This is a genomic window from Caulobacter sp. GW822-FHT07D08, from assembly GCF_058798735.1.
The window spans coordinates 318,562-338,939 of sequence record NZ_JBXAKU010000003.1 but is presented as its reverse complement, the minus strand read 5'-3'; the positions used below and the strand labels follow the sequence as shown (position 1 = coordinate 338,939).

The window sequence follows — 20,378 nt, the reverse complement described above, 5'->3', positions numbered from 1 at the left end:
TCGGTGAGCTCTTCATAGGGTTTGTTCTAGTGTGTGAACCTGACAGCAGCCTTGCGGCCCAAGCTCAGGCGACGAGAGGTCAGGCGATGAACGGAAAGGCTCCCACGAGGCCGCCAGCGATCAGCAGCACCAGCGAGGTGGCCACGGCCCAGCGGACCGTGAATTTCTGGTGCTCGCCGAATTCCACGCCCGCCAGGTTGACCAGCAGGTAGGTGGACGGGACGAGCGGGCTGAGCAGATGCAGCGGCTGGCCCACCAGCGAGGCGCTGGCGATAGCCTGGCGGCTGACCCCATAGTGCGAAGCCGTCTCGGCCAGGATGGGCAGCATCCCGAAATAGAAGGCGTCGTTGGAGATGAAGAAGGTCATCGGCAGGCTGATCAGGCCGGTGATCGGCGCCATGTAGGGTCCGAACGCGGGCGGGATGATCGCCACCAGCCCCTTGGACATGGACTCGACCATGCCCGTGCCGTTGAGGATGCCGGTGAAGATGCCGGCCGCGAAGATCAGCGATACAACCGCCAGGATGTTGGCCGAATGCGCCGCCACCCGCGCCTTCTGGGCGTCCAGATTGGGATAGTTGACCACGGCGGCGATGCAGAAGGCCACCATGAACAGCACCGGCAGCGGCAGCAGACCGATAATCAGCACGACCATCAGGGCCCCGGTCAGAGCGGCGTTGAACCATAGCAGCTTGGGCCGGCGCGCCTCGGGATCGGACGAGACCGTGAACGCCCCGCCCGCGACATCGACAATCTCGGCGACGCCGGCGTCACCCACGACGGTCTGTTCGAACTGCGGCGTGTCCTCGCCCAGCACCAGGCGGCCCAGCCGCCTACGCTCGAAGCGTCCATAGACGAAGGCCAGCCCCAGCAGCCAGACGAACGCGATGACCATGGCCGGCACCAGGGGCAGGAAGACGTCGGCGGCTTCCAGTTGCAGCGCACTGGCGGCGCGGGCGGTCGGCCCGCCCCAGGGCGTCAGGTTCATCACGCCGCTCGACAGCATGATCAGGCAGGCCATGATCAGCGGATTGAGGCCCAGGCGCTTGTAGAGCGGCAACAGCGCGGCGGCGGTGATCATGTAGGTGGTCGAACCGTCGCCATCCAGCGAGACGAAGGTAGCCAGCACCACCGTGCCCATGACGATCCGCACCGGGTCGCCGTGGACCATCCGCAGCAGCGCCCGAACCAGCGGGTCGAACAGGCCCGCATCGATCATCACGCCGAAATAGAGGATCGCGAACATCAGCATCACGCCGGTCGGCGCGATGCTCTTGATGCCCGACAGCATCATCGGCCCCAGGCCGGCGCCGAAGCCCGCCAGCAAGCCGAAGACGATGGGAATGAAGATCAGCGCCACCAGCGGCGTCAAGCGCCGCGTCATGATCAGCACCATGAACGTGGCGACCATCGCGAAGCCGAAGAGAGAAAGCATCAAAGCCGTCGGCGCCAAACCTCGCCCCTACCCTAAGAATCGCCCTGGGCTTCGGCGGCGCCGGCCAGGGCTGTTTGAGGGCACTGTAGGGCGGTTGGCTTGCGGGAACCTGTCGTCATCAAATCGACTGACGACGACGTCGCGCTGGCCCTACTATCGCGTCAGGGGGCGACAGAATCCCCCTGGGGGAGACAGCGCGGCCGTGGCCTTGTCGAACGTCATCGGCCTTCGCCTGTTCAGGCCGGAGGCCCGCCAGTCGGTCTTCGATCGTCTTCGCGTGATGCTGGCCGGCGTGTTTCTGATCGGCGGAGCCCTGGCGCTGGTCGCCGCCTTCCTGTTCTCCCGCACCGCCGCCAACGAGGCCTATGACCGCCTGCTGATCAGCGCGGCCCTGCAGATGGCCGAGACGGTGGCCGTCGGCGAAACCGGCGTCACCGCCAACCCGCCCGATGCGGCCTTCGAGACCCTGGCTCAGGCCAAGAACGACCGGGTGTTCTACGTCGTGCGCGATCCGCGCGGCCGGGTCATCACCGGTACGCCGAACCTGCCTGGGCTGGCGACCTCGTCGGAACTGAATCGCCCGCGGATCGGCGACGACGAGGTTGGCGGCGCGCCGGTGCGGACAGCGACCGTGGGGCGCTACGTGACCACGCCCGCCGGCGGCGGCTGGGCCAGCGTCGTCGTCGCTCAGACCCACCTGGCGCGGAACACCTTGGTCTGGTCGCTGATGCTGAAGATCGCGGCCCTGGTCATCTTCGTCAGCGCCCTGGGTTTCTTCGCCGCCCTGGCCGCCGCGCGGCGCGCGCTGCTCCCCCTGTCACGCATCGAACAGGCCCTAGCGGCGCGGGAAGCCAACGACGTGACGCCGCTGGAGGTGGAAAGTCCGCGCGAGACCCAGGCCCTGGTCGACGCCATCAATCTGGTCATGGCCCGGTTCGACGATCGGATGTCGCGTCTGCAGACCTTCGTCGGCATCGCCGCCCACCAACTGCGAACGCCGATCGCCGCCTTGATGGCCCAGGTCGAGCTGCTGGACAGCGATCGCGCGGCCGCCGCTCGCCACGCCAGGATCGAGCGGCTTCGCGAGCGCCTGATCGAACTGGGACGCCTGACCAACCAGCTCCTGGGCCACGCCATGGTCATCTACCGGGCGGGCACCATCACGCCAGCGGTCGTCGACCTGTCGGACATCGCCCGCAGGGCGTTGAACGACGGCGTTCCCCGCGCCTTGGACCGCAATCTCACCCTGGCCTTCGACGCGCCGGATCCGGTCATGATCCTGGGCGACGAGGTCACCCTGCGCGAAGGCCTGACCAACCTCGTCAACAACGCCGCCCTGCATGGCGCCCGCGCGCGACTGGAAGTCGGCGTCACCCACGAGAACGGCGAGGCCGTGGTCTGGATCTTCGACGACGGTCCCGGCATCGGGCCGGACGACTGGGCCGCGGCGCTCAAGCCCTTCACCAGTCCGCGCGGCGCGCGCGCCGGCGCCGGCCTTGGCTTGGCCATCGCCCAGGAGATCGCCGTCGCGCACGGCGGCCAGCTCGAACCCCGGCGCAGCCCGGACGGCTTCGAGATCCGCATGCGCCTGCCCGCCGTGGAGGCCCCATGAAGCGCGCCCTGCCCTGGCTGTTCGGCCTTGTCGTGCTGGTCATCGGCTGCGTCCTGGTCTGGCGCCGTCCCGAACCGCTGCAGCCGCCCTATCCGCGCCCCAGCGTCGGGGCGCAGACGCTGTTTCCGGCCCGCGATCTCCGCGCACGGTTGCTGACGATCGAGGGCGCGACGGACGTCAGCTTCATGCGCCCGTTCATCGTCGCCTTCCAGGCCACCCACCCGGACGTCTCGATCCAGTATGTCGACATGCTGAGCAGCGAGCTGCTGACCCGGGCCCAGAAGGGTTGCGATCGCGTCCAGGCCCAGCCCGACCTCTATGTCACCATCGCCACCGATCACTTGGTGGCGCTGGCCAATCACGGTTGCGGACGCCCCGCGCCCAAGGCCGTGGCCGCCCTGGCCCCGGCCGCCGCGCAATGGCGGCGCGAAGTGATCGCCTTCAGCCTGGAGCCGGCCGTCTTCGTCTACGACAGCCGCGCCTTCCCCAAGGGCGAGCCGCCGTTGAGCCACTTGGCGCTGGTCGAGTCGCTGCGCGCCGATCCCCGGGCGTGGCGCGGCCGCATCGGCACCTACGATATCGAACAGTCCGGCCCCGGCTACAACTACGCCAGCTTCGACGCCCGCCAGGCGGCGATCTACGGCCGGCTGATCGAGAGCTTCGGCCGCAGCCTGGTGCGGACCTATTGCTGCTCAAACGAGATGGTCGACGCCGTCGGTCGCGGCGAGATCCGCATGGCCTATAATGTCCAGCTCTCCTACGCCTATGCCGGCCAGCGACGCTACGGCCATGTCGGCGTGGTTCTGCCGTCCGACTACCAGGCCATCCAGACCCGCTCGGTGATGATGAGCCGTGACGCCCGCAACCCCGGCGACGCCACGGCCTTCGTCCAGTTGCTGGTCTCGCCGCGCGGTCAGCTCATCGCCCGCGAGCAGGTCCAGCCGCCGCGAGGCGCGATCACCCGTGGCGCGCTGTCCGAAGCCGAGCGCGCCAGCCAGGAAGTGGTCGGCTCTTCGCTGCTGTCGCTGCGCGATCCGGCCAAGCGCGGCGCCTTCATCCGCGAATGGCGCCGCGCGCTCTATCCGCCGCCTGAGGCGCGGACGCCCTAGCTGGCGGAGACGATCTGATAGCCAAGGCCGCGATGGGTGCGGATCTCGGCAAGGGAGCCGGCAAGCTTGGGCCGCAGTCGGGTGATGATGACCTCGACCGCGTTCTCGGACGGCTCGGCGGCGTAGTCGAAGATCTGGTCCAGGATCTGGGCCTTGCTGAGGATCTTGGCCTGGTTGGCCAGCAGCACCTCCAGCACCGACAGCTCCCGGCGTGTCAGGTTGATCGGCGCGCCCTTCACGGCCGCGATGCGGGCGGCGCGGTCCAGGCTGACGTTCTGGCAGGCCAGCACGTTGGTGCGGTCGCCGCTGCGCCGCCGCAACAGGGACCGCGCCCGGGCCTCCAGCTCGCGGAAGTCGAACGGCTTGACCAGATAGTCGTCGGCGCCGTGATCCAGCACGTCGACGCGGTCGTCGACGGTCGAGCGGGCGGTCACCACCAGCACCGGCGTCCCGCAGCGCCGGGCCCGCAGGTTTCGCAGCACCGTCACCCCGTCCATCTGGGGCAGGTTCAGGTCCAACACCACCAGCTCGTAGGTGGCGTCATGCAGCAGGTCGTCGGCGCTGACGCCGTCCTGCGCCCAGTCGACCGCGTGGCCCATCCGCGCGATGCACGCGACGATGCCTTCTCCGAGGTCGGCCGTATCCTCGACGACGAGAACCCGCACGCTTTACTCCCCTTGTCCGGCCCTCGCTTCGTGGGGCCTTTTTACCAAGTCTGCCCAAGTCGCCTGGCGCGCACCAGCCCTGGGATACTCAATGCAAGGCAGACCATACTGCGCCAGGCTGACAGCTGGCTGTCAGGTTGGGGCGGCAGAGTGCTCGCCGCCGGGGGGCAGGGTCACCACAACGAAGGACCTCGCCCCGGCGCGTCGATTGGGAGGCAGATTTGAAATTGACGAAACACCTGTTGGCCGCCGCATGTCTGGCGGCGCTGGCGCCCGCGACGGCCGGCGCCCAGACCGCATCGACATCGCAGGCGACCGTTCCCACACCGCTGGCCCACGCCGCGCCCTATGCCGAGCACGTCAGCACGCCCTCGCGTCGCGCGGCGGTCGAAGCCGGCCGCAAACGGATCGCGGACTACATGGCCCGGCGCGGCGTGCCGGGCCTGGCCATCGCCGTGTCGATCGACAATGTCTTCGTCTGGTCCGAGGGCTTCGGCCTGGCCGATGTCGAACAGGGCGTGCCTGTCACCCCATCGACCCTCTTCCGCACCGGCAGCGTCGCCAAGCCCATGAGCATGGCGATCGCCGCCCGTCTGCACGACCAGGGCAAGCTCGACTTCGACACGCCCGTGCAGAAGCTGGTCCCGACCTTCCCCGTGAAAAGCAAGCCGATCACCTTCCGGATGCTGGCGGGGATGCTGGGCGGCCTGCGCCACTACCGCCTGGGCAGCGACGACTTCTTCAACGCCGTCAAGTACGACAACCTGCTCGGCTACGTCGATACGTTCAAGGACGAGCCGCTTGCCTTCGAGCCGGGCGCGAAATTCAACTATTCCAGCCTCGGCACCAACCTGCAGGGCGCCATGACCCAGGCCGCCGGCGGCAAGCTCTTCCCGGATCTGGCCCAGGAGCTGGTGTTCGAGCCGCTGGGCATGATCCACACCCTGCCGGACCGCAACGAGGAGATCATCCCCTACCGCGTCCGCTACTATGAGCGCACCGGCGGTGAGCACACCTATCGCATCCGCCAGTCCTCGTGGGGTGACGGCGGACGCGGCGTGCTGCTGAACGCCCCCTACAGCGACAACAGCAACAAGTTTGCCTCCGGGGGCTATCTGACCACGCCCGAGGACCTGGTCCGCTTCGGTCAGGCTCACCTCGCGCCCGGCTTCCTGAAGGCGGCCACGCTGAAGGAGCTCTTCACCGAACAGAAGACCACCGACGGCAAGGGCGTCGGCTACGGGATGAACTGGTTCATCGACAAGACCCCCGCCGGCGACCCGATCTACTGGCATTCCGGCTCGTCGGTCGGCGGCAACTCGATGCTGCTGATCTATCCGAAGCAGAACCTGGTTCTGTCCATGCAGACCAACCTGACGGACTCCAACCTCAAGGGTCTGCCGCGCGAGCTGGCCCAGCTGTTCATGAAGTGAAGTCGCCAGCCATCGTTCAACGATTGAATGCACAGATCTCCGTCGCGGACGGTGATCATGGCGGACTGAAGGTGACGATTTGGCTTTGACCCAGACCTCAGTACAGGTGTCCAAATGACCACAGGATATCGCGTTCGCGAAGCAAGGATGTTGCGGATCTATTGCCCGGTCGAACGGCAGACGATCATTGCTCTGGCCGGCGGAGACGCGTCGGCCATGGAGCGAGACCCAACCCTGGCGAAGATGCTGCGGATTCTGCGCGCAGACGGACCTTTAGGCGATTTCGGAATCTACAAATCCGTGGCCGAGATCGTCGCTGGCTGGGAAATCTTCAGACCTGAAACCGGCGCTCAACCTGCATTCGGCGAACCCGGTCAACCAGCAGCTTCTCCGACGGTTATACTGACCACCTACTTCCCCTACGATGCGTCGGCGCATGCTGTGGATCGCTGCCTGGAAGCGATTATGCTTGCTCATCCCTGGGAAACACCCGTTATCGAACTTCGCGATGCGTCGCTGTTGGAACGAAGCTAGTTCAGCGGCTGCGCCGAAGAGCATTTCGGCGCAGCCGCCTTTGGCCCGTAGATCAGGACGAGCCGTACGGTCGAACAGGCCAGGTTCAGGTCGATGACGCCCCGGTTAGAGCAAGATTCCATCAGCAAGAAACCGGTTCACTAAGCTCGACGGATTCCACCCAGCGTGGCTTACGCTCTCATCTGTCGTGGATCATTTCTCACTCTTAGTGAGCCGGTCCAACTCTCTACAGAGGCTTAGACATCGACCTCGGCGTCCAGGGCGTTTTCCTGGATGAACTCGCGGCGCGGCTCGACCAGATCGCCCATCAGACGACTGAACATCTCGTCCGCGTCGTCGGCGTGGTTGACGCGAACCTGCAGCAGGGTGCGGGCCTCGACGTCCAGCGTCGTCTCCCACAGCTGGTCCGGGTTCATCTCGCCCAGGCCCTTGTAGCGCTGGATGCTCAGCCCTTTGCGGCCGGCGTCCATCACGGCGGCGACCAGGTCCATCGGCCCCCGGACGGTGGTCGACTTGTCCTTGCGACGGAACACGGCTCGCCCAGAGAAGATCTCAGCCAGAGCCCCGGCCCGCTCGGCCAGGCGTCGGGCGTCGGCGGCGTGCAACAGGCCATCGTCCAGCACGACGCTCTCGGTGACGCCGCGACGGGTGCGCTTGAAGACATAGGCCGTGTCGCCGCGTTCGCCGGTCCACGGTCCGTCGCCTTCCTCGGCGTAGAGGTCGAGGCGGGTCGCCGCCGCGGCGATGTCGGGGTTGTCGCCCAACAGGCCGGCCAGCGCCGACTGCTCGACGGCGAAGGACGGCGCGCGGGCGGCCAGGCGATCGATATTGCCCTTGGCCTGGCGGCACAACTGCACCAGGGCCAGCAGGTCCTGGCCGGTGCGGCGCTCGCCCGACGGCAGGTCAAGCTCCGCCCCCTCGACGCCCTCGTCGATCAGGAAGGCGTCCATCTCGCTGTCGTCCTTCAGATAGCGCGAGGACTTGCCCTTGGCGGCTTTGTAGAGCGGCGGCTGGGCGATGTAGATGTAGCCGCGCTCGATCAGCTCCGGCATCTGCCGGTAGAAGAAGGTCAGCAGCAGGGTGCGGATGTGGGCGCCGTCGACGTCGGCGTCGGTCATCAGCACGATCTTGTGGTAGCGCACCTTGTCCGGGTTGAAGTCGTCGCGGCCAATGCCTGCGCCCAGGGCCGTGATCAGCGTGCCGATCTGGTCGGACGACAGCATCTTGTCGAACCGCGCGCGCTCGACGTTCAGGATCTTGCCGCGCAGCGGCAGGACGGCCTGGTTGTCGCGGTTTCGGGCCTGCTTGGCCGAGCCGCCGGCCGAGTCACCCTCGACGATGAAGATCTCGGACTTGGCCGGATCGCGTTCCGAGCAGTCGGCCAGCTTGCCGGGCAGGCTGGTGATGTCCAGCGCGCTCTTGCGGCGGGTCAGTTCGCGGGCCTTGCGAGCGGCTTCGCGGGCGGCGGCGGCCTCGGCGATCTTGCTGACGATGGCCCGGGCCTCGTTCGGGTGCTCCTCGAACCAGGTCGCCAGACCTTCCTGCACCAGGCCTTCGACGGCCGGACGCACCTCGGACGAGACCAGCTTGTCCTTGGTCTGCGAGCTGAACTTGGGGTCCGGCACCTTGACCGACAGCACGCAGGTCAGGCCTTCGCGGGCGTCTTCGCCGCCGACGCTGACCTTTTCCTTCTTGGTGATGCCCGAGCTCTCGGCATAGCCGGTGATGATCCGGGTCAGGGCCGCGCGGAAAGCCGACAAGTGCGTGCCGCCATCCCGCTGCGGGATGTTGTTGGTGAAGCACAGCATCTGCTCGTGATAGCTGTCGTTCCACCACAGGGCCAGGTCGACCTCGACCTTGTCCTTGACGCCGCGCACCACGATCGGGGTCTTCAGCAGCGGGGTCTTGACCTTGTCCAGGTGGCGGACGAAAGCCTCGATGCCGCCGTCGTAGTGCAGCTTCTCTTCCCACGGCTCGGCGTCGCGCAGATCACGGAAATAGATCGTCACGCCCGAGTTCAGGAACGCCAGCTCGCGCAGGCGGTGCTCCAGGGTCTTCCGGTCGAACTCGATGAACGCGAAGGTGGTCCGCGACGGGAAGAAGGTCACTTCCGTACCCGACAGCAGCTCGCCCGCCTTGGGGCCGTCCTCGCGCATCGGCGAGTCGCCGGTGACCTTCAGCGAGGTCACCGCGTCGCCGCGCTCGAAGCGCATCTGGTGGGCCTTGCCGCCCCGGTGAATCTTCAGCTCCAGCCAGTCCGACAGGGCGTTGACGACCGAGACGCCGACGCCGTGCAGACCGCCCGAGACCTTGTAGCTGTTCTGGTCGAACTTACCGCCGGCGTGCAGCTGGGTCATGATGACCTCGGCCGCCGAGACGCCTTCGCCCTCGTGCATGTCGACCGGAATGCCGCGGCCGTCGTCGGTGACCGTCACCGAGCCGTCGGCGTTGAGGATCACCTGGACCTTCGTCGCGTGACCGGCCAGGGCCTCGTCGATGGCGTTGTCGACCACCTCATAGACCATGTGGTGCAGGCCCGAGCCGTCGTCGGTGTCGCCGATGTACATGCCGGGGCGCTTGCGGACGGCGTCCAGGCCCTTCAGCACCTTGATCGAGTCCGCGCCGTACTGGGCGGCGGCTTCCTCGGTGGTCATTTCGTGGGCCGGCGCTTCGGGAACTTGGTCTTCGGTGTTCTCGGTCATTCGTCTTCCAGGATGGTCAGGCCGGCGTCGCACACGCGAACACCTAGCGCCCGACCCTTGAGATGGTCGAACAGCGACTCGTCCGTGCCGGTGAGGAAGGCCTGGAGCTTGAGCGCCGTGAGTTCGTCGGCCAAGGCGGCCCGACGGGTAAGGTCGAGATGCGCGGCGACTTCGTCGAGCAATATTACAGGATTCGGCGCGGATTCCGCACGCGAAAGTCGCGCCGCCTGGGCCAAAACCAGGTTCAAAATCAGGGCTTTTTGCTCGCCCGTGGAGCATTCCGCCGCCGGACGGTCCTTGTCGACGTGGAAGATGGCAAGATCGCCGCGATGAGGGCCAGTCAGGGCCCGCCCGGCCGCCCCGTCTCGCGCGCGCGCGGCGGCCAGGGCGGCGGCCAGACGCTCTTCGATCTCCGCGAACGGAACCTCGTCCAGCGCCATCTTCTCCCACTCGCCGGTCAGGGTCAGGCGGGCCTGCGGGAAGGGGCGGTCGCCGCGTCCGTCGATCTCGTTCTGCAGGGCCAGCAGCGTGCGGGCGCGGGCCTGGGACAGCAGGGCGCCGGACTCCGCCAGCCGGGCCTCAAGGGCGTTCAACCAGGTCGCATCCGGCGCGCGCCCGGCCTCGGCCGCGTCGGTCAGCAGGCGCATGCGCTCGCGCTGGGCCTTGTCATAGGCGTTGGCGTTGGCCGCGTGTCCGGGCTCGCCGGCGAAGACCAGGCGGTCGAAGAAGCGGCGGCGCTCGGACGCGGCCTCCAGAAACAGGCGGTCCTGGGCCGGCGTCAGCCAGATCGGCCGGACGTGGTCGGCCAGGCGGCCCGGCGAGACAGTCTCGCCCTCGATGCGAACGGTGCGGCGGGCGGCCCCGCCCTGCTCGACGCCGGTGCCGATGCGGAGGGGAGCGTCCTCACCGGACTCGACCTCGGCGGCGACGGCCCAGGCCCGGCCGACCGCTTCACCGGGCAACCGACGGCCGACCTCGGCCATGCTGGACCCACGCAGACCCTTGCCGGGGGTCAGCAGGCTGATCGCTTCGAGAAGATTGGTCTTGCCCGCCCCGTTGGCCCCGAACAGATAGACGCTGCGCCCCTCGGTCTCGAGGCGCGCGCGCGCGTACGAGCGGAAATCCGTCAGGGTCAGGGAAAGCAGTGCGGCCGACGCCATGAGCGCCTAATAGCATTTCGAGAGCGATGCGCAGCCCCGCACTTCAGACGAAGCGGCCGCGTCGCCCCAGCGCAAGGTGAGTCAGGGCGTGAACCTCGCCCCAGGCCAAGTGTAGGACATGCCGCCCGGAGACGAGCAGCAGGGTCCAGATACCCATGCTCAGCGCGACCGCACCAACGCGCTCCCAGGCGATACGCATGCTCATCTCCGCGTCGAATTGGACGTGGGTTGCGCCCCGATAGAGACCGAAAGCGGTCCTAACCGGGGCGAAACTTGGCCGCGAAACCTAGCCCAGCTTGTAGCCGCAGAGCTTGTTGCCATCCAGATCGCGGAAATAGGCGAAATAGGCCTTCGGCATCCGCGCGCCCGGCTGGCCCTCGTCCTTGCCGCCCAGTTCCAGAGCCTTGGCGTGGAAGGCGTCGACCTCCTCGACCGTGTCGAAGGCGAAGCCGCCCATCATGCCGTTGCCGATGCAGGCCGGATTGCCGTCATACGGGCCCAGCACCCCGAACATGCAGCCGTCGCCGCGATAGAGACGGCCGCCCGACGGATGCTCGAACAGCGGTTTCATGCCGATCGAGCCCAGCAGGCCGTCATAAAAGGCCTTGGCCTTCTCCAGGTCGTTCGAGCCGACCGTCACGTAGTTCAGCTTGGCCATGGGCCACCTCCCGTTTTCTTACGAAACGGACCTTAGCGCGCTTATGAGCGTTCGCAACATGACCCTCGCGTCAGGGTGGGCGTGAAGACCCGCCGCGTAACGCCTCCGCGGCGCCCCAGACAGCAGAACGGGCGCCCGAAGCGCCCGTCCTTTGTTCTTCAAGACCCCGTCGCGAGATCAGACCCGCAGCGGCATCAGCACGTACTTCACGCCCGGATCGACCGGATCGACCACCAGGGTCGGGCTGGCCGGGTCGGCGAAGCGGAACTCGGCCTGCGGGCCGGCGATCTGGCCGCAGACGTCCAGCAGGTAGCGGGCGTTGAAGCCGATCTCGAAGGGCTCGCCGTCGTAGTCGACCTCGACCTCTTCCACGGCCTGGCCGGCTTCCATGTTGCGCACGGTCAGGGTGATGCGGCCCGGCTCGATGGCCAGTTTCACCGAGCGGCTCTTCTCGGCCGAGATGGTGGCCACCCGGTCGACGGCCTTGGCGAACAGATCGTTGTCCAGGGTCAGGATCTTGGCGTTGTCGCGCGGAATGACGCGCAGATAGTCCGGGAAGGCGCCGTCGATGACCTTGGAGGTCAGGGCGGCCTGGCCGAACTCGAAACGGACCTTCTGGGGCGAGACCTGCAGGTCGACCGTCTCGCCGGCCGATTCCATCAGGCGGCGGGCCTCGGCGATGGTCTTGCGCGGCACGATCACGCCCGGCAGGCCGGCCGCGCCCTCGGGAGCCGGCATCTCGGCCAGGGCCAGACGGTGACCGTCGGTGGCCACGGCGCGCAGCTTGGTCTCGCCGCCCTCGTTGACCGTGTGGACGTAGAGGCCGTTCAGGTAATAGCGGGTCTCTTCGGTCGAGATCGCGAAGCGGGTCTTGTCGATCAGGCGGATCAGCTCGTTGGTGTCGACCGCGATCCGGCTGGAGAGGCCGTCGCTGCTCATCACCGGGAAGTCGCCGGCCGGCAGCACCGGCAGGTTGAAGCGCGAGCGGCCGGCCTGGATCACCAGGCGCGGATCATCGCCGCTGAAGCTCAGCGAGACGTCGGCGCCGTCGGGCAGCTTGCGGACGATTTCATAGAGGGTGTGGGCCGGCGCGGTGATCTGGCCGGGCACGTCGATCTGGGCGAAGCCCTCGTCGATGATCTCCATGTCCAGGTCGGTGGCCGAGAAGGACAGGCGATCGCCTTCGGCCGACAGCAGGATATTCGACAGGATCGGGATGGTGTTGCGGCGCTCGACGACGCTCTGCACGTGACCCAGCGCCTTCAGGAGCGCCGCCCGTTCGATTGTAAGCTTCATAGTCCGGTCCAGATCGTGCGGGCGGAATGCAAGGAATCGCCCGCTACCCCCGTTGAGAATGGACCGCCGACATTATCGCAAAGCGCGCAGGGGGAAAGGGGGCGCGCCCGTCATTCGCGCGCCCCGGAGTCCGAAAAACGAAGCTTTCCGCCTCGTCAGGCTTTTTGATCGAACGAACCGCCCGCGTTGTCGCCGTCCGCGCCGGCGCCGGCATACGGATTGGCGGCCGACGACTCGTTGGTGGAAGGTCCGGTCGAGCCCTTGGCCGCCACGGCGACCATGGCCGGACGCACCAGGCGCCCCATCAGCTCGTAGCCGGCCTGCAGGACGGTGATCACGCCGCCGGCGGCGACGTCGGTCGCCGGCTGTTCCATCACCGCCTGGTGCAGGTGCGGGTCGAACTTCTCGCCCTTGGCCGGCGCGATCTGCTTCAGGCCATTGCGTTCGAAGGCGGCTTGCAGCTCCTTCTCGGTCATCTCGACGCCAATGATGAAGTTCTTCACCGCCGCGTCGGTCGAGTCCTTGGGGCTGTGGGCCGTGGCGCGCGACAGGTTGTCGGCGACGCCCAGCAGGTCGCGGCCGAACTTCTGGATCGCGTAGGCGCGGGCGTCGTTCATCTCGCGCTCGGCGCGGCGCTTGGTGTTCTCGGCCTCGGCGGCGTAGCGCAGGGCCTGCTCCTTCAGAGCAGCCACTTCCAGCTTCAGCGCCTCGATCTCCTGCGACGCGTCGTCAGCTTCGAAGGCGACGTCTTCAGCCGGCGTTTGCTCGTCGGTCATATCCTACAGTCCTTATCCATCCATCATCCGCCCGAGCACCCGGGCGGTATAGTCCACCAACGGAATGACACGGGCGTAGTTCAAGCGGGCGGGCCCGATCACGCCGATCGCGCCCAGCACCTTCTGCCGGCCCGTCATATAGGGCGCCGCGATCACCGAGGAACCCGAAAGCGAAAACAGGCGCGTCTCCGCTCCGATATAGATGCGCACGCCCTCGGCGTCACGAACGTCATCCAGCAGGCCGATCAGTTGGCCCTTCTGCTCTAGGTCGTCGAACAGCTGGCGCACGCGGTCGATGTCCTCGCGCGCCCGGGCGTCGACCAGCAGGTTCCCCTGCCCCCGCACGATCAGCGAGCGGGCGTCTCCCTCGCCGCCGCTCCAGGCCGCCAGGCCGTCCTCGACCAGGCGCGCGGCGGTCTCGTCCAGCTGGCGGCGGGCGATGTCCAGTTCGCCGCCCATCTCGCTCCGCGCCTCCGACAGCGTGCGGCCGCGCAGGCGGGCGTTGAGGAAGTTGCTGGCCTCCTGCAGCGCCGAGGGCGTCACGCCGGGAGCCTGGCGCATCAGCCGGTTCTCGACCTGGCCGTCCTCGAACACCATGACCGCCAGCACCTGGCCGCCGCCGAGCGGCACGAACTCCACATGCTTGACCCCGCCCTCGCGGACGGGCGTGACGACGATGCCGGCCCCGCCGGCCAGGCCGGAAAGAATGGACGAGGCCTCGCCCAGGGCTTCCTCGAACGAACGGCCTTTCACGGCCAGCCGCGCCTCGATGGCGCGCTTTTCCTCTTCGCCGATGTCGCCGACTTCCAGGAAGCCGTCGACGAACATGCGCAGGCCCGCGTGGGTCGGCATCCGGCCGGCGCTGGTATGGGGAGCGTCCAGCAGGCCCAGCTGCGCCAGATCCTGCATGGTGTTGCGGATCGAGGCCGGCGACAAAGCCAGGCCGCCCTTGGAAATAGTCCGCGACCCGACCGGCTCGCCGGTCTCCAGATACGACTCCACGACCCGGCGGAAGATGTCGCGGGCGCGGCTGTCCATCTCGCCAAGGCCTGGCGCGGGGACGATCGGACCAGGGAACAGATGAGTCATGCTCTAAAAGGCCATGAGGGGCGTGTCGTTTGGGACCCGGTCGGCGGACAAAAGCGGTCGGCCTCTTTCAACCGCGCCTCTCAATAGGATAAGCGGCCTCACACACACATTCAAAGCCCGGAGTTTTCAGCATGCGTCCGTCCGAACGCGCCCCCGACCAGTTGCGCGCCGTCACGCTGGAAACCGGCGTCAACCGCTACGCCGAGGGCTCCTGCCTGATCAGCTTCGGCCACACCAAGGTGCTGGTCACCGCCACGGTCGAGGAGAGCGTTCCCGGCTGGATGCGCAACAAGGGCGCCGGCTGGGTCACGGCCGAGTACGGCATGCTGCCCCGCGCCACGCACACGCGCGGCCGCCGCGAGGCCGCCGTCGGCAAGCAGACCGGCCGCACCCAGGAAATCCAGCGCCTGATCGGCCGTTCCCTGCGCGCCGTCGTCGACCTCAAGGCCTTGGGCGAGCGCCAGATCAGCCTGGACTGCGACGTCATCCAGGCCGACGGCGGCACCCGCACCGCCGCCATCACCGGCGCCTGGGTCGCCCTGCGCCTGGCGGTCAACTACCTGCTGGAAGAGGGCGTGCTGAAGACCGACCCGATCCAGGGCCAGGTGGCGGCCGTCTCGTGCGGCGTGTTCAAGGACACCCCGGTCCTGGACCTCGACTACGAAGAAGACTCGAGCGCCGAGGCCGACAGCAACTTCGTCCTGACCGACGTGGGCGACATCGTCGAGATCCAGGCCACCGGCGAAAAGCGCGGCTTCACCAAGTCCGAGTTCCAGAGCCTGTTCGACCTGGCCGAGAAGGGCGTCAACGAGCTGTTCGTGATGCAACGCGCGGCGATCGGAGCCTAGGAGCTTCCATCCCCAACTCGCGAGAAGAACGTGGTGGCCGCGCCATCACGTTCGGGTCGCACTTGCCGGAACGGGGTAACGGTCCCAGATTCCTATCTTAAGGATTTCAGGAGTTTCGCGTGACCACCCCGTTCGAAGGCCATGAAGTCGAAGCCCGCCTGCGTCCGTCGGCGGAGGCCTATCGCTTCGACCTGGACCAGGCGCTGTCTTCCATGGTGGCGCTGGAAGCCACCGTGCCGCCCGACGCCTATACGGCCGGGATCCTGGGGACCGAGCGCGTCGGCAACGGCGTTGTCATCGGCCCCGGCGGCCTCGTGCTGACCATGGCCTATCTGATCACCGAGGCCGAGGAGGTTGTGCTCACGCGCAACGACGGCCGCCGCGTGCCGGCCCACGTGCTGGGCCTGGATGTCCGCTCGGGCCTGGGCCTCGTCCAGGCGCTGGAGCCGCTGGACCTGCCGGTCATGACCATCGGCAGCGCCAAGGACCTGGACACCGGCGCGCCGATCATCGCCGCCGGGGCCGGCGGCCGCGCCCACGCCGTGGCCGGCAAGGTGCTGGCCCGCATGCCGTTCGCCGGCTACTGGGAATACCTGCTGGACGACGCCATCATCACCGGCCCGGCCCACCCGCACTGGAGCGGCGCGGCCCTGATCGGCCCCAAGGGCGACCTCGTCGGCCTCGGCTCCCTGACCCTGGAAGGCCGCGACAATGAAGGCCTGGCCCGTCCGATCAACATGTTCGTGCCCGCCGAGCTGCTGCCGCCCATCCTGGACGAACTGGCCCGCGGCCGCAGCCCGCACCCGCCCCGGCCGTGGCTGGGCGTCTTCGCCCAGGAGATGGACCATCACGTCGTCATCGTCGGCATCTCGCCCAAGGGCCCGGCCGCCCGCGCCGAGCTGAAGCCCGGCGACCTGATCCTAGCCGTCGACGGCATGCCGGTCTCGGATCTCGCCGAATTCTACGACAGGCTCTGGAGCCTGGGCGACGCGGGCGTCAGCGTGCCTTTGAAGATCCTGCGCGAGGGCGACGCCTTCGAGGTCGAGATCCGCTCGATGGACCGCGCCAGCCTGCTGAAGAAGCGGCGGCTGAATTGACAAAGGCTTCCCGATGAAAGGCCCCTGGGACCAACCCGACGCGCCGCCGGCGGCGGCCAAGTCAGGGCCGCCGGGGGTCCCGCGTCATCGGCTCTGGCTGTGGCTAGGGCTGCTGGCCGCCATCGGCGCCTTGGCGTTCGCGCTCTGGCGCGCCTTCCCGGAAGCGATGCGGACCGGCGACGACAAGGCCGACCTCGTCTACCAGATCGGCTTGGTGGTGCTGGTCTCGACGGCGCTGCTGCGGGGCCTGCAGGGCTCGATCAGCCAGCACCTGAAATATGTCGCGATCTGGAGCGGTATCATCGCGGTCCTGGCGTTGGGCTACGCCTACCGCGCCGAGCTGGCCGACGTCCCGCAACGGCTCAAGCTGGCCTTCAATGTCGGCACGCCCGTCGCGGTCGGCGAGCGCACCCTGATGGTTCCGCAAGGCGAAGGCGGCCACTACGTCGTCGACGGCCTGGTCAACGGCCAGCGCGTGCGCTTCATGGTCGACACCGGCGCGACCGAGACCGTGCTCAGCCCCGACGACGCCCGCCGCCTCGGGATCGCCGTCGACACATTGAACTACGGCTACGAGACCGAGACCGCCAACGGCAAGGGCTACAGCGCCGCCTACGACGCCACGAGCCTGGAGATCGGCTCGATCAAGCTCGAGGGCTTCCGGGTGATGGTCAACAAGGCTCCGATGAACGGCTCGCTGCTGGGGATGAGCTTCCTCAAGCGTCTGGACGCCTTCGAATTCCGCGACCGCCAGATGATCCTGAAGTGGCGCGAGGACGAGAAAGGACGCGCCTACTAAAACCGACGAAACGGTATCCGCTTCGTCGGAAACTCCAGCGGCTTGCTCTAGTCGTCTTCGTCATCGTCATGCCCGCCGGCCGGGCCGTATTCGAAGGTCAGCAGGTCGCCCGGCTGGCATTGCAGCTCACGGCACAGGGCGTCGAGGGTCGAGAACCGGACGGCGCGGGCCTTGCCGGTCTTGAGGATCGACAGGTTGGCGATCGTCACCCCCACCCGGTCGGAGAGCTCCGTCAGCGACATTCGGCGGTCGAGCAGCACGCGGTCGAGGTTCACGCGGACAGGCATGCTTGGATCGCTCCGGTTCAGATCGTGAGTTCGGCTTCGCGACGAAGGCGGGCGCCCTCGCGGAAGACCTCGGCCAGGACGAAGACGACCAGCACCGAGAACCAGGCGGTCAGGGTGAAGCTGTCGTCGATGACCTTGGCCTTGGGGGCCAACCAGCGGGCCATGCCCGAGAAGACGTAGCGCCCAACCTCGAGGCCCGCCAGGACGAGGCCGATCAGGCGCAGGCGCACCACGTTGTCGGGATGGAAGGGATCGCCGGCGGTCAGGGTGGCGAAGATCTTGCGCAGGCGCTCGACGATGACCATCCAACCGCCCAGCAGCAGCGCCCAGGCGGCCAGGGCGCCGGCGAACAGCGGCCCGTCGCGGCTGATCGCCTCGACGGCGTCACTGATCGGCAACATCGAGGCCAGAAGTTCGGGATTGAAGCTGAACAGCAGGGCGACCAGCGTGAACAGCGACAGAAGGCTCACGAAGATCCACAGCCCGACATAGATCACGTCGAGGATGATCTTCAGAAAACTCGATACGGAGCCTGGGCCCAAGGCGCGCATGGCTGCTTCCCCCCGACAGCGACGCTAAGCAAATTGCCCCGCGTCGCGGCGGGCGTCAAAAAACCAGTCTCGGCTCTGGAAACCCTTACCCGCCTAGAGAGTCTGCACCACGAAGGCCACGGCCGACACCGGCACGGCCACGATGAGCGCGGCGGTGATGACGGTCATGAGAACCTTGTCGGCGATGCGGAACAGGCGGGCGGCGGACATCGTGTTTCCAGTTTGAGAGACGTGGACGGGGTCGAGCCATTCGGCCTCTATCCACAGGTCAACAGATAGAGCGCGTTTCCGGTTCCGCCAATGTTGTTTATCGAGAAACGATATTAAACTCTGGTAATGATGCACGGTCGCGCGGAACAGTTGCCGTAAGGTCACAGTGGTGTCGACGGCGGTCTCCAAGCCAGGGTAAGGAAGCGCGTTGCCGTGCTTAGGGAGATGTCGGATGGCGCTGAAGCTTGAACCGGGCGCGAAGCTTGTGCTGGCCACCCACAATCCCGGCAAGGCGCCCGAGATCGCCGCCCTGCTGGACAGCCGCTTCGAGATCGTCACCGCCGGCCAGTTGGGCCTGCCCGAGCCGGAGGAAACAGAATGTAGTTTTGTCGGCAACGCCCTGCTGAAGGCGCGTCACGCGGCCGACCGCTCGGGCTTGCCGGCCCTGGCCGACGACAGCGGCCTGTCGGTCAAGGCGCTGGACGGCGCGCCGGGGATCTTTTCGGCCCGCTGGGCAGGACCCTCCAAGGATTTCGTCGCGGCCATGAAAAACGTCGAGACGCGGCTGGAGGAGACGGGTTCCGACGACCGCTCGGCCTGGTTCACCTCCGCCCTGGCGGTGGCCTGGCCGAACGGCCCGGCCGTGGTGGTCGAGGGCCGCGTCGACGGGATCCTGGTGTTCCCCGGTCGTGGGGCGCGCGGCTTCGGCTACGACCCGATCTTCATGCCGGAGGGCCAGGCCCTGACGTTCGGCGAGATGGAGCCGGCCGCCAAGGACGCCATGAGCCACCGCGCCCGCGCCTTCGCCAAGCTGAAGGCGGCGCTGATTGACTGACCGTGAAAGCTGTCATCCCGGCCAAGCGCGTAGCGCGCCGAGCCGGGACCGCAACAGGCGCCGAGCTTCCTGCGGTCCCGGGTCTTCGCTTTGCTACGCCCGGGATGACAAGCATGGATAGGACCGCCGTCGGGATCTATGTCCACTGGCCGTACTGCGCGCGCATCTGTCCCTATTGCGACTTCAACGTCGTGCGCGACCGGGGCAAGACCGACGAGCAGGCGGCGCTGGCCGACGCCATCGTGGCCGACCTGGAAGCCCAGCGCGCCCTGACCGGCGAGCGAACCTTGCTTTCGATCTTCTTCGGCGGCGGCACGCCCTCGCTGATGGATCCGGGCCAGGTCGCCCGGGTGATCGACACCGCCAGGCGCCTGTGGTCGCCGGTCGCCGACCTGGAGATCAGCCTGGAGGCCAATCCCACGGACGCCGAGGCCAACCGGTTCAAAGCCCTGGCCGACGCCGGGATCCAGCGCCTGTCGCTCGGCGTCCAGGCGCTGGACGATGAATCCCTGAGGGCCCTGGGTCGCAACCACGACGCCAGCGCGGCGCGGCGGGCGATCACGGCGGCGACCAAGGCTTTCCCGCGCCTGTCGATCGACCTGATCTACGCCCGTCCCGGCCAGACCGACGCGGCCTGGCGCGCCGAGCTTTCCGAGGCCATCGCCCTGGGCCCCGAACACGTCTCGCCCTACCAGCTGACCATCGAGGCGGGCACCGCCTTCGACCGCGCGGTCGGGCGCGGGACCCTGGTCGTGCCCGACGAGGACCTGGCCGCCACCCTGTTCGAGACCACGCAGGAGATCCTGGAGGCCGCCGGCTTCGACGCCTACGAGGTCTCCAACCACGCCCGGGGCGAGGCGGCGCGATCGCGGCACAACCTCGTCTACTGGCGCGGCGTCGACTATGTCGGGGTCGGGCCGGGCGCGCATGGCCGCCTCGCCTTGCCCGAAGGCCGCGCGGCCACCCTCGCCCACCGCGCCATCAAGGACTACATCGCCGCCGTGGCCGAGACCGGCTTCGGCTTCGCGCGCGAAACCCTCACCCCCCAGGAAGCGGCCGAGGAGCGCCTCGTTTTGGGCCTGCGCATCGACGATGGCGTCAGCTTCGACGAGATGGCGCCGCTGGGCCTGACCCCCGACCTTCCCAAGGTCCGCGATCTCGTCGAAACTGGCCTGCTGGTCGACGACCCTCTTCGTTTACGCGCCACCCGCGCCGGTCGCCTCGTGCTCGACCGGCTGACAGGCGCGCTCGCAACCTGATAAGGGTTTGCTCCGCCGACCGA

General features: G+C 67.7%; 21 protein-coding genes. 9 read left to right on the top strand and 12 right to left on the bottom strand.

Annotated elements, in window-relative coordinates:
• Positions 1-79: 79 nt before the first annotated feature.
• The gene (locus AC1RJ9_RS08220) at positions 80-1,435 is read right to left on the bottom strand and encodes a CitMHS family transporter (protein WP_492837665.1); all 1,356 of its coding nucleotides are present in this window, start codon (positions 1,433-1,435) and stop codon (positions 80-82) included.
• 202 nt (positions 1,436-1,637) lie between these two features.
• Between AC1RJ9_RS08220 and AC1RJ9_RS08215 the strand changes: the two genes are divergently transcribed.
• On the top strand, positions 1,638-3,047 hold the full coding sequence (locus AC1RJ9_RS08215; RefSeq protein WP_492837666.1) for a sensor histidine kinase: 1,410 nt from the start codon (positions 1,638-1,640) through the stop codon (positions 3,045-3,047).
• A complete protein-coding gene (locus AC1RJ9_RS08210; RefSeq protein WP_492837667.1) occupies positions 3,044-4,156 on the top strand; it encodes an ABC transporter substrate-binding protein in 1,113 nt (370 codons plus the stop codon). The genes AC1RJ9_RS08215 and AC1RJ9_RS08210 overlap by 4 nt, the downstream gene beginning before the upstream one ends.
• On the opposite strand, the gene AC1RJ9_RS08205 is transcribed toward AC1RJ9_RS08210, so the two are convergent.
• Positions 4,153-4,821, bottom strand: a complete 669-nt coding sequence (locus tag AC1RJ9_RS08205; protein ID WP_492837668.1) for a response regulator transcription factor — start codon at positions 4,819-4,821, stop codon at positions 4,153-4,155. The two genes, AC1RJ9_RS08210 and AC1RJ9_RS08205, sit on opposite strands and share 4 nt — an antisense overlap.
• 221 nt (positions 4,822-5,042) lie before the next feature.
• Between AC1RJ9_RS08205 and AC1RJ9_RS08200 the strand changes: the two genes are divergently transcribed.
• Together AC1RJ9_RS08200 and AC1RJ9_RS08195 are read left to right on the top strand one after the other, a co-directional pair.
• Positions 5,043-6,254, top strand: a complete 1,212-nt coding sequence (locus tag AC1RJ9_RS08200) for a serine hydrolase domain-containing protein (protein WP_492837669.1) — start codon at positions 5,043-5,045, stop codon at positions 6,252-6,254.
• A gap of 147 nt (positions 6,255-6,401) precedes the next feature.
• Positions 6,402-6,788: a hypothetical protein gene (locus tag AC1RJ9_RS08195; protein WP_492837670.1), complete on the top strand. Its 387-nt coding sequence runs from the start codon at positions 6,402-6,404 to the stop codon at positions 6,786-6,788.
• A 236-nt stretch (positions 6,789-7,024) separates the two neighbouring features.
• Here the strand turns inward: AC1RJ9_RS08195 and gyrB are convergent, their stop codons facing one another.
• From gyrB to hrcA, 7 genes are all read right to left on the bottom strand, one after another.
• Complete coding sequence (gene gyrB / locus AC1RJ9_RS08190; RefSeq protein WP_492837671.1) at positions 7,025-9,490, bottom strand: DNA topoisomerase (ATP-hydrolyzing) subunit B; 2,466 nt, start codon at positions 9,488-9,490, stop codon at positions 7,025-7,027.
• A complete protein-coding gene (gene recF / locus AC1RJ9_RS08185) occupies positions 9,487-10,650 on the bottom strand; it encodes a DNA replication/repair protein RecF (RefSeq protein ID WP_492837672.1) in 1,164 nt (387 codons plus the stop codon). Before recF ends, gyrB begins: the two co-directional genes overlap by 4 nt.
• 43 nt (positions 10,651-10,693) lie before the next feature.
• Positions 10,694-10,855 carry a hypothetical protein gene (locus AC1RJ9_RS08180; RefSeq protein WP_492837673.1) on the bottom strand — a complete coding sequence of 54 codons (162 nt, stop codon included), beginning with the start codon at positions 10,853-10,855 and terminating at the stop codon, positions 10,694-10,696.
• An 81-nt stretch (positions 10,856-10,936) separates the two neighbouring features.
• Complete coding sequence (locus AC1RJ9_RS08175; protein WP_492837674.1) at positions 10,937-11,308, bottom strand: VOC family protein; 372 nt, start codon at positions 11,306-11,308, stop codon at positions 10,937-10,939.
• A 177-nt stretch (positions 11,309-11,485) separates the two neighbouring features.
• Entirely contained in the window at positions 11,486-12,604 is a 1,119-nt protein-coding gene (gene dnaN, locus AC1RJ9_RS08170; RefSeq protein ID WP_492837675.1) for a DNA polymerase III subunit beta, read from the bottom strand.
• A gap of 155 nt (positions 12,605-12,759) precedes the next feature.
• On the bottom strand, positions 12,760-13,380 hold the full coding sequence (grpE, locus tag AC1RJ9_RS08165) for a nucleotide exchange factor GrpE (protein WP_492837676.1): 621 nt from the start codon (positions 13,378-13,380) through the stop codon (positions 12,760-12,762).
• A 12-nt stretch (positions 13,381-13,392) separates the two neighbouring features.
• Complete coding sequence (gene hrcA / locus AC1RJ9_RS08160) at positions 13,393-14,469, bottom strand: heat-inducible transcriptional repressor HrcA (RefSeq protein WP_492837677.1); 1,077 nt, start codon at positions 14,467-14,469, stop codon at positions 13,393-13,395.
• Positions 14,470-14,600: 131 nt separating this feature from the next.
• Between hrcA and rph the strand changes: the two genes are divergently transcribed.
• From rph to AC1RJ9_RS08145, 3 genes are all read left to right on the top strand, one after another.
• Positions 14,601-15,317: a ribonuclease PH gene (rph, locus tag AC1RJ9_RS08155; protein ID WP_492837678.1), complete on the top strand. Its 717-nt coding sequence runs from the start codon at positions 14,601-14,603 to the stop codon at positions 15,315-15,317.
• Positions 15,318-15,436: 119 nt separating this feature from the next.
• Positions 15,437-16,414 (top strand): S1C family serine protease, encoded by a 978-nt coding sequence (locus AC1RJ9_RS08150; protein WP_492837679.1) that lies wholly within the window; start codon positions 15,437-15,439, stop codon positions 16,412-16,414.
• 13 nt (positions 16,415-16,427) lie between these two features.
• Complete coding sequence (locus AC1RJ9_RS08145; protein WP_492837680.1) at positions 16,428-17,213, top strand: retropepsin-like aspartic protease family protein; 786 nt, start codon at positions 16,428-16,430, stop codon at positions 17,211-17,213.
• Positions 17,214-17,260: 47 nt separating this feature from the next.
• On the opposite strand, the gene AC1RJ9_RS08140 is transcribed toward AC1RJ9_RS08145, so the two are convergent.
• The 3 genes from AC1RJ9_RS08140 to AC1RJ9_RS08130 form a co-directional block, all read right to left on the bottom strand.
• Positions 17,261-17,500 carry a helix-turn-helix domain-containing protein gene (locus AC1RJ9_RS08140; protein WP_492837681.1) on the bottom strand — a complete coding sequence of 80 codons (240 nt, stop codon included), beginning with the start codon at positions 17,498-17,500 and terminating at the stop codon, positions 17,261-17,263.
• 17 nt (positions 17,501-17,517) lie between these two features.
• Complete coding sequence (locus AC1RJ9_RS08135) at positions 17,518-18,051, bottom strand: DUF2975 domain-containing protein (RefSeq protein ID WP_099581882.1); 534 nt, start codon at positions 18,049-18,051, stop codon at positions 17,518-17,520.
• A 93-nt stretch (positions 18,052-18,144) separates the two neighbouring features.
• Entirely contained in the window at positions 18,145-18,261 is a 117-nt protein-coding gene (locus AC1RJ9_RS08130; protein ID WP_492837682.1) for a hypothetical protein, read from the bottom strand.
• Positions 18,262-18,493: 232 nt separating this feature from the next.
• Between AC1RJ9_RS08130 and rdgB the strand changes: the two genes are divergently transcribed.
• Together rdgB and hemW are read left to right on the top strand one after the other, a co-directional pair.
• Entirely contained in the window at positions 18,494-19,096 is a 603-nt protein-coding gene (gene rdgB / locus AC1RJ9_RS08125; protein ID WP_492837683.1) for an RdgB/HAM1 family non-canonical purine NTP pyrophosphatase, read from the top strand.
• Positions 19,097-19,200: 104 nt separating this feature from the next.
• Entirely contained in the window at positions 19,201-20,355 is a 1,155-nt protein-coding gene (hemW, locus tag AC1RJ9_RS08120; protein WP_492837684.1) for a radical SAM family heme chaperone HemW, read from the top strand.
• Positions 20,356-20,378: the final 23 nt, after the last annotated feature.

Coding starts and splice junctions, on each gene's coding strand:
- AC1RJ9_RS08220 (WP_492837665.1), bottom strand. CDS start 1,435: ATGCTTTCTCTCTTCGGCTTCGCGATGGTCGCCACGTTCATGGTGCTG.
- dnaN (WP_492837675.1), bottom strand. CDS start 12,604: ATGAAGCTTACAATCGAACGGGCGGCGCTCCTGAAGGCGCTGGGTCAC.
- rdgB (WP_492837683.1), top strand. CDS start 18,494: ATGGCGCTGAAGCTTGAACCGGGCGCGAAGCTTGTGCTGGCCACCCAC.
- AC1RJ9_RS08195 (WP_492837670.1), top strand. CDS start 6,402: ATGTTGCGGATCTATTGCCCGGTCGAACGGCAGACGATCATTGCTCTG.
- AC1RJ9_RS08175 (WP_492837674.1), bottom strand. CDS start 11,308: ATGGCCAAGCTGAACTACGTGACGGTCGGCTCGAACGACCTGGAGAAG.
- hemW (WP_492837684.1), top strand. CDS start 19,201: ATGACAAGCATGGATAGGACCGCCGTCGGGATCTATGTCCACTGGCCG.
- recF (WP_492837672.1), bottom strand. CDS start 10,650: ATGGCGTCGGCCGCACTGCTTTCCCTGACCCTGACGGATTTCCGCTCG.
- AC1RJ9_RS08180 (WP_492837673.1), bottom strand. CDS start 10,855: ATGAGCATGCGTATCGCCTGGGAGCGCGTTGGTGCGGTCGCGCTGAGC.
- AC1RJ9_RS08210 (WP_492837667.1), top strand. CDS start 3,044: ATGAAGCGCGCCCTGCCCTGGCTGTTCGGCCTTGTCGTGCTGGTCATC.
- grpE (WP_492837676.1), bottom strand. CDS start 13,380: ATGACCGACGAGCAAACGCCGGCTGAAGACGTCGCCTTCGAAGCTGAC.
- AC1RJ9_RS08140 (WP_492837681.1), bottom strand. CDS start 17,500: ATGCCTGTCCGCGTGAACCTCGACCGCGTGCTGCTCGACCGCCGAATG.
- AC1RJ9_RS08145 (WP_492837680.1), top strand. CDS start 16,428: ATGAAAGGCCCCTGGGACCAACCCGACGCGCCGCCGGCGGCGGCCAAG.
- rph (WP_492837678.1), top strand. CDS start 14,601: ATGCGTCCGTCCGAACGCGCCCCCGACCAGTTGCGCGCCGTCACGCTG.
- AC1RJ9_RS08135 (WP_099581882.1), bottom strand. CDS start 18,051: ATGCGCGCCTTGGGCCCAGGCTCCGTATCGAGTTTTCTGAAGATCATC.
- hrcA (WP_492837677.1), bottom strand. CDS start 14,469: ATGACTCATCTGTTCCCTGGTCCGATCGTCCCCGCGCCAGGCCTTGGC.
- AC1RJ9_RS08130 (WP_492837682.1), bottom strand. CDS start 18,261: ATGTCCGCCGCCCGCCTGTTCCGCATCGCCGACAAGGTTCTCATGACC.
- gyrB (WP_492837671.1), bottom strand. CDS start 9,490: ATGACCGAGAACACCGAAGACCAAGTTCCCGAAGCGCCGGCCCACGAA.